Origin of the sequence: Sphingopyxis sp., from assembly GCF_036402335.1 — a bacterium.
In the GTDB taxonomy this organism is placed as follows: domain Bacteria; phylum Pseudomonadota; class Alphaproteobacteria; order Sphingomonadales; family Sphingomonadaceae; genus Sphingopyxis.
In genome coordinates this window covers 1-7,854 of the sequence record NZ_DASWTD010000253.1, presented here as the reverse complement: position 1 = coordinate 7,854, position 7,854 = coordinate 1, and the positions used below count along the sequence as shown (strand labels likewise).

At 64.1% G+C, this 7,854-nt stretch carries 6 protein-coding genes; all 6 read left to right on the top strand.

Features of this window, described 5'->3' with window-relative positions; all coding sequences use genetic code 11:
* The coding region (gene nuoL, locus VGD20_RS07985; protein WP_331133938.1) for an NADH-quinone oxidoreductase subunit L at nt 1-1,923 on the top strand (1,923 nt) is incomplete at its 5' end.
* Complete coding sequence (locus VGD20_RS07980) at nt 1,920-3,473, top strand: NADH-quinone oxidoreductase subunit M (RefSeq protein ID WP_331133937.1); 1,554 nt, start codon at nt 1,920-1,922, stop codon at nt 3,471-3,473. The genes nuoL and VGD20_RS07980, both read left to right, overlap by 4 nt.
* Nucleotides 3,470-4,903, top strand: a complete 1,434-nt coding sequence (gene nuoN, locus VGD20_RS07975) for an NADH-quinone oxidoreductase subunit NuoN (RefSeq protein ID WP_331133936.1) — start codon at nt 3,470-3,472, stop codon at nt 4,901-4,903. Before VGD20_RS07980 ends, nuoN begins: the two co-directional genes overlap by 4 nt.
* Nucleotides 4,825-5,628 carry a biotin--[acetyl-CoA-carboxylase] ligase gene (locus VGD20_RS07970; protein ID WP_331133935.1) on the top strand — a complete coding sequence of 268 codons (804 nt, stop codon included), beginning with the start codon at nt 4,825-4,827 and terminating at the stop codon, nt 5,626-5,628. Before nuoN ends, VGD20_RS07970 begins: the two co-directional genes overlap by 79 nt.
* Nucleotides 5,629-6,414 carry a type III pantothenate kinase gene (locus VGD20_RS07965; protein ID WP_331133934.1) on the top strand — a complete coding sequence of 262 codons (786 nt, stop codon included), beginning with the start codon at nt 5,629-5,631 and terminating at the stop codon, nt 6,412-6,414.
* Nucleotides 6,411-7,854, top strand: a 1,444-nt coding sequence (locus VGD20_RS07960) for a ribonuclease J (protein WP_331133933.1), incomplete at its 3' end; no start/stop codon positions are given. The genes VGD20_RS07965 and VGD20_RS07960, both read left to right, overlap by 4 nt.

Below are 7,854 nucleotides of genomic sequence, written 5' to 3'. Positions count from 1 at the left end.
TGGCCGATCTTCCTGTCCTTCGTGACGGGCAGCGGCGAAGCGACGGTGACCCCGGTGCTGCACTGGGTTTCGTCGGGCGCGCTCCAGTTCAACTGGGAGCTGCGCGTCGACACGCTGACCGCGGTCATGCTCGTCGTGATCACGACCGTGTCGGCGCTCGTCCACCTCTACAGCTGGGGCTATATGGAGGAGGATCCGGACCAGCCGCGCTTCTTCGCCTATCTCTCGCTCTTCACCTTCGCAATGCTGATGCTCGTGACCGCGAACAACCTCGTCCAGATGTTCTTCGGCTGGGAGGGCGTCGGTCTCGCATCCTATCTGCTCATCGGTTTCTGGTACAAGAAGCCCAGCGCCAACGCCGCGGCGATCAAGGCGTTCGTCGTCAACCGCGTCGGCGACCTTGGCTTCATGCTCGGCATCTTCGGCACGTTCCTGGTGTTCGGTACCGTGTCGATCCCCGAGATTCTTGCCGCTGCGCCGGGCATGGCGGGTTCGACCATCACTTTCATGGGGATGCGCCTCGACACGATGACGATCCTCTGCCTGCTGCTGTTCATCGGCGCGATGGGCAAGTCGGCGCAGCTCGGCCTGCACACCTGGCTTCCCGACGCGATGGAAGGCCCGACCCCGGTGTCGGCGCTGATCCACGCCGCGACGATGGTCACTGCGGGCGTCTTCATGGTCTGCCGCCTGTCGCCGATGTTCGAAACCAGCGAAGTCGCGCAGGGCGTCGTGATGTTCGTCGGCGCTGCGACCTGCTTCTTCGCCGCGACCGTCGCGACGACGCAGTGGGACATCAAGCGCGTCATCGCCTATTCGACCTGTTCGCAGCTCGGTTACATGTTCTTCGCCGCGGGCGCGGGTGCCTATGGCGCCGCGATGTTCCACCTGTTCACGCACGCCTTCTTCAAGGCCTTGCTGTTCCTTGGTGCCGGTTCGGTCATCCATGCGATGCATCATGAGCAGGATATGCGTTATTATGGCGCGCTGCGGAAACAGATCCCGCTCACCTATTGGGCGATGATGCTCGGCACGCTGGCAATCACCGGCGTGGGGATTGCGGGCGTTGCAGGCTTTGCCGGCTTCTATTCGAAGGACGGTATCCTCGAGGCGGCTTATGCGAGCGGCGGCGGCGGTGTCATCGCCTTCTGGGTCGGCATCTTCGTGGCCTTCCTCACCAGCTTCTATTCGTGGCGCCTCGTCTTCCTGACCTTCTACGGCAAGCCGCGCTGGGAACAGAGCGAGCATATACAGCACGCGGTACATGGTGATCACCACGATCATCCCTCGGATGAGCATGCGGGCGACGATCATGCGCATGCGCACCATCACGATGCGCATGGCGACGGCACCGCGGGCTATCACCCGCACGAAAGCCCGATCTCGATGCTCATCCCGCTGATAGTGCTGTCGATCGGTGCGGTGTTCGCGGGCATCGCGTTCCATCACCAGTTCATCTATCCCGAAGAGGGCATGGCGTTCTGGAAGGGCAGTCTCGCGTTCGACGAGCATCTGATGCACGCCGCGCATGAAGTGCCGTTGTGGGTGAAATGGACGCCGTTCACGGTGATGGCGATCGGTCTGTTCCTCGCGTGGAACAGCTATATCCGCAACACCAGTCTGCCGGCGCGCTTCGTGGCGCAGTTCAAGCTGCTCCACCAGTTCCTGTACAATAAATGGTATTTCGACGAGCTCTACAACATCCTCTTCGTGAAGCCCGCCTTCGCGATCGGCCGCTTCTTCTGGAAGCGCGGGGATGAAGGCACCATCGACCGCTTCGGTCCCGATGGCGCCGCGGCGCTCGTCGCTGGGGGGACCCGTCTCGCGGTCCGGCTGCAATCGGGTTATGTTTATGGATATGCGTTTGTGATGCTGCTCGGTCTTGTCGGCCTCGCCAGCTGGGCCATGGTGAATTTCCTGTGAGCGGCTTTCCGATCCTTTCGCTGATGCTGGCGGTCCCCGCGATCGCCGCCATCGCCTGCCTGTTCGTCGGCGACAAGGCATCGCGTTTCGTCGCGCTCGGCGCGACGCTCGCGACCTTTGTGCTCGGCTGCATTCTGTGGGCGAATTTCGATATCGGCGGCGCGCAATGGCAGTTCACCGAACGCGCCGACCTGTTCGGCCGTTTTCAGTGGGCGCTCGGCATCGACGGCATGGCGCTGATGCTGATCATGCTCAGCGTCTTCCTGATGCCGCTCTGCATCCTTGCCAGCTGGGACGCGATCAAACAGCGCGTCGGGCTCTACATGGCGATGTTCCTGATCATGGAAGTCGTGATGATCGGCGTCTTCATGGCGCAGGACCTGCTGCTCTTTTACATCTTCTTCGAAGCCGGCCTGATCCCGATGTATTTTATCATCGGCATCTGGGGCGGTGCGAACCGCAAATATGCGGCGTTCAAATTCTTCCTCTACACGCTGCTCGGATCGGTGCTGATGCTGATCGCGATGATCGCGATGATCGCCGAAGCGGGCACGACCGACATCCCGATGCTGCTGAACTATGACTTCCCGGTTCAGATGCAGACGTGGCTGTGGCTCGCCTTCTTCGCCAGCCTTGCGGTCAAGATGCCGATGTGGCCCGTCCACACCTGGCTTCCCGACGCGCATGTGCAGGCGCCGACCGCGGGGTCGATGATTCTTGCGGGCGTACTGTTGAAGCTGGGTAGCTATGGCTTCCTGCGCTTCATGATGCCGATGTTCCCCGACGCGTCGGGGCAGCTGATGTGGATCGTCTTTGCGCTGTCGATGATCGCGGTGGTCTACACCAGCCTCGTCGCGCTGGTGCAGAGCGACATGAAGAAGCTGATCGCCTACTCGTCGGTCGCGCATATGGCGATCGTCACCGCGGGCCTGTTCGCGTTCAACCAGCAGGGCATCGAGGGCGCGCTGATCATCATGCTCAGCCATGGTGTCGTCTCGGCCGCGCTCTTCTTCTGCGTCGGCGTGATCTATGACCGGCTGCATACGCGCGAGATCGACCGCTACGGCGGGCTCGCGGTGAACATGCCGGCCTATGCGCTCTTCTTCATGCTGTTCACCATGGCGTCGATCGGCCTTCCGGGCACCAGCGGCTTCGTCGGCGAGTTCCTGAGCCTCGCGGGCATTTATGAAGCCTCGAGCTGGGTCGCCTTCGTGTGCACCACCGGGATCATCCTCGGCGCCGCGTACATGCTTTATCTCTATCGCCGCGTCGTGTTCGGCGAACTGACCAAGGACGATGTGAAGGCGATGCCGGACCTCAACGCACGCGAATGGACGATCATGGTGCCGCTGGCTGCCGTGGCGCTGTGGATGGGCGTCTATCCCGAAAGCTTCCTCGCGCCGATGCGCGGTGACGTCACCACCGTGGTGGCGCGTCTCGCTCCGGCGAAGCCCGCAGGCGATGCACATCTCGCCGCCGGCAAGCCCAAGCCCGCCAAGGCGCATGGTGAAGCCGCGCACGGATCGAGCCATGCAGGAGGCGTCCAATGACCGCCGATCTCGCGCTCATCTGGCCCGAGCTGATCCTGACGATCGGCGGGCTCATTACGCTGATGCTCGGCACTTTTGCGGGTGACCGCAATGTCGGCCTCTATCAGCTGAGCTCGCTGCTCACGCTCGCTGCCGCCGCGGCCGCAGTCGTCGCGCTGTTCGGCATCGAAACGACGGTCTTCTCGGGTACGCTCTCGGTCGACAGCTTCGGCGGTTTCGCCAAGCTCCTGATCTATGCGGCGAGCTTCGTCTGCATCGTCATCGCGCCGCGTTTCTTCAACGGCGGCATGCGCGCCGAATATCCGACGCTGATCCTCTTCGCCGCGCTCGGCATGGGCATCATGGCCTCGTCGCGTGACCTGATGACGCTGTACGTCGGGCTCGAGCTCAACAGCCTCGCGGCCTATGTGCTCGCCAGCTTCATGCGTACCGACGAGCGGTCGAGCGAAGCCGGTCTCAAATATTTCGTCCTCGGCGCGCTCGCGTCGGGCATGCTGCTCTATGGCATCTCGCTGCTCTACGGCTTTAGCGGGACGACCGATTTCGCCGGGATCGCGAAGGTGCTGGGCGGCGAAATGAATATCGGGCTGATCTTCGGCATCGTGTTCGTACTCGCGGGCCTTGGCTTCAAGATCAGCGCCGTGCCGTTCCATATGTGGACCCCCGACGTCTATGAAGGCGCGCCGACCCCGGTGACGACCTTCTTTGCCACCGCGCCCAAAGTTGCGGCGATGGCATTGATGACGCGCGTCGTCATCGACGCGATGGGCCCCGCGGTGGGCGCGTGGCAGCAGATCGTCATCTTCCTGTCGCTCGCCTCGATCATCCTCGGCGCGGTCGGTGCGATCGGGCAGAAGAATATCAAGCGCCTGCTCGCCTATTCGTCGATCAACAATGTCGGCTTCATGCTGATCGGCCTCGCTGCGGGAACCCAGCAGGGGGTCGAGGCGGTGCTGACCTATCTGCTTGTCTATATGGTAACGACGCTCGGCGCGTTCCTCGTCGTGCTCCAGCTGCGCGACGCCGACGGCAATTATGTCGAGAGCATTCCGGCGCTTGCGGGTCTGTCGCAGCGCCGCCCGGGTCTCGCCGCGGCGATGGCGGTGTTCATGCTCAGCCTCGCGGGGATTCCGCCGCTGTTCGGTTTCTGGCCGAAACTGTTGGTGTTCTGGGCCGCGGTGGAGGCGAATCTCGTGCCGCTCGCGGTTGCGGGTATCGTCGCCTCGGTGATCGGCGCCTTCTATTATATCGCCATCATCAAGACGATGTACTTCGACGACAAGTCGGACACCGAGTTCCCGAAGGGCGGCGGCGCGATCGTAGAGGACGCGGTGATTACCGCGAGCGCGCTGTGGCTTTCGGTGATCGGCTATCTCTTCATCCCGGTTCTGGCGGTCCTTTCGGCCAGCGCCGCCGCGGTGCTGTTCTGATTCCGCCGATCGAGCGGATCGCGCAGACAGGTTCGACCAACGCCGACCTGCTGGCGCGGCTGGCAGGCGGCGAGCATGTCGGCGAGGGCCATTGGCTGGTCGCCGACCGCCAGACCGCCGGACGCGGCCGTCTGGGGCGCGCGTGGGGCGATGGTCTCGGCAATTTCATGGGCTCGACCGTGGTCCATCTGCACGCGAGCGATCCTGTTGCCGCGACGCTGGCGCTGGTCGCGGGCGTCGCGCTCGCCCGGACCGTCACGACGTTGGCGCCGATGGTCGATTTCCGGCTGAAATGGCCGAACGATGTGCTCGTCGACGGCGCCAAATGCTCGGGCATCCTGCTCGAACGCACCGGCAATGCGGTGGTCATCGGCATGGGCGTCAACCTCGTGTCGGCGCCCGACCTGCCTGACCGCCCGACCGCCTGTTTTGCCGCCAAGGGCGCGCGGGTCGACCGCGACCGCTTTGCCGACGTACTTGCGGTCGCGATGGTCGATGCGCTGTGGACCTGGCGGCAGGAGGGCGTCGAGAGCATCGTTCGCACATGGTTGCCGCTCGGGCATCCGGTGGGAACGCCGCTGCGCGTCTCCGAGCAGGGTATCGACGGCTTCTTCGACGGCCTCGCGCCCGATGGCGCGCTGCGCTTGCGCCTGGGCGGCGGCGAGACCATGCTGATTCACGCAGGCGACATCGAACTGCGCCGGCCTGTTGTGGAGGGGAATTAGATGCTGCTCGCGATCGACGTCGGCAACACCAACGCCAAATTCGCTCTCTTTCGCGAGCAGGAGTTGCTCGCGCGCTGGCGTATCGCGACCGACGACCGGCGCACCGCCGACGAATATATGGTGTGGCTCGACCAGCTGATGCGGATCGAGGGGCATGATCGCGCCGGCGTCGGGGCGGTCATCATCTCGACCGTCGTCCCGCGTGCGCTCCACAATCTCCAACTGCTCGCCCACAAATATTTCGGCGTCGACGCGCTCGTCGCGGGGCGCGACCCGGTGACCTGGGGCATTGCGCTCAAGGTCGATGAGCCGCAGTCGGTCGGCGCCGACCGTGCGGTCAACGCGATTTCCGCGCAAGCGGTCGAGCCCGGCAAGGACAAGCTGGTCATCAGCTTCGGCACCGCAACGACGCTTGACCATATCGGGCCCGACGGAGCCTATCTCGGCGGCATCATCGCGCCCGGCGTCAACCTGTCACTGGAAGCGCTCGTCGCCGCCGCCGCCAAATTGCCGCGCATTGCGATCGAAGCCCCGGCAACGGGCAGCGTTATCGGGCGGACTACCGAAAGCCAGATGCTGATCGGGGTTTATTGGGGCTATGTCTCGATGATGGAGGGGCTGATCACGCGCATGAAAGCCGAAATCGGCAAGCCGCTCACCGTCATCGCGACCGGGGGCCTCGCGATGCTTTTCCAGGAACAGGCGCACCTGTTCGACCGTATCGAACCCGACCTGACGCTGAACGGGCTGATGCACCTCTATCATCAACGAAAGCCGACAATATGACGACTCCGGGCAAGGAGCTGCTTTTCCTCGCATTGGGGGGATCGGGCGAGATCGGCATGAACGCCAATCTCTATGGCTGCGACGGCAAATGGATCATGCTCGACCTTGGCGTGACCTTCGGCAGCCACGATTATCCGGGCATCGATATCGTCATGCCCGACCTCGAATTCATCGAGGATCGCAAGAAGGACCTGCTCGGCATCGTGCTCACGCATGGCCATGAGGATCATATCGGCGCGATCCCCTATCTTGCCGCCGACCTTGGCGTGCCGCTCTACGCCAACCGCTTCACCGCGGGACTGATCGCGCACAAGCTGGCCGAGGAGGGACTCGAGAAGGAGGTCGAGATCAAGGTCGTCGACATCGACGACAGCTTCCGGATCGGCCCCTTCGGCATCCGCCTGATCCCGCTCGCGCATTCGATCCTCGAAATGAGCGCGGCCGTGATCGACACGCCTTATGGCCGCGTGTTCCACACCGGCGACTGGAAACTCGACGAGGAACCGATCCTCGGGCAGCCCGCGACCGCCGCGGCGCTGACCGCGGTGGGTGACGAGGGCATCGACGTTCTCGTCTGCGATTCGACCAATGCGTTCAATCCCGAAGCCTCGGGCAGCGAAGGCGGGCTTCGTGCGGGCCTGGAACAGGCGGTCGGCGCGGCGAAGGGCAGGGTGATCGTCACGACCTTCGCGTCGAACGCGGCGCGGCTTGCGACGCTGGGCGCGGTCGCCAAGGCAACCGGACGTACGCTTTGCGTCGCAGGCCGCTCTCTCGACCGCATCCTCGGGGTCGCGCGCTCGGTGGGCTACCTCAAGGATTTCCCGCCGACGGTCGATTTCGACGAGGCGATGCGCCTGCCGCGCGACAAGATGATGGTGATCGCGACGGGCGGGCAGGGCGAGCCACGCGCCGCACTCGCGCGCATGGCGGCCGACATCCACCAGATCAAGCTCGAGGCCGGCGACACCGTCGTCTTTTCGTCGAAGCAGATTCCGGGCAACGAGGTCGCGATCGGGCGGATCATGAACCAGCTCGCCGCGAAGGACGTGCTGACGGTCACCGAGAAACAAGCACATATCCACGTCAGCGGCCATCCAGGCCAACCCGAACTGGCGGCGCTTTATGGCTGGCTGCGCCCGAAACTGGTTGTGCCGGTGCACGGCGAGATCCGTCATATGCACGAACAGGCGCGCTTCGCGCTCGAACGCGGTGTGCCGGATGCGCTGGTGCAGGAAAATGGCGACCTGGTTCGCCTGGCTCCCGGCGCGCCCGGGATCGTCGAGCGCGTGCGGGCAGGGCGGCTGATCCTCGACGGCGACCTGATCGCCCCGGCCGACGGGGATTCGATGGTCATGCGGCGCCGCATCGCGCGCGAAGGCCTGGTCGTGGTGGCGCTGCGCGGCAAGGCGCCGCCGATGGTCGAAGGCATCGGCCTGCCGC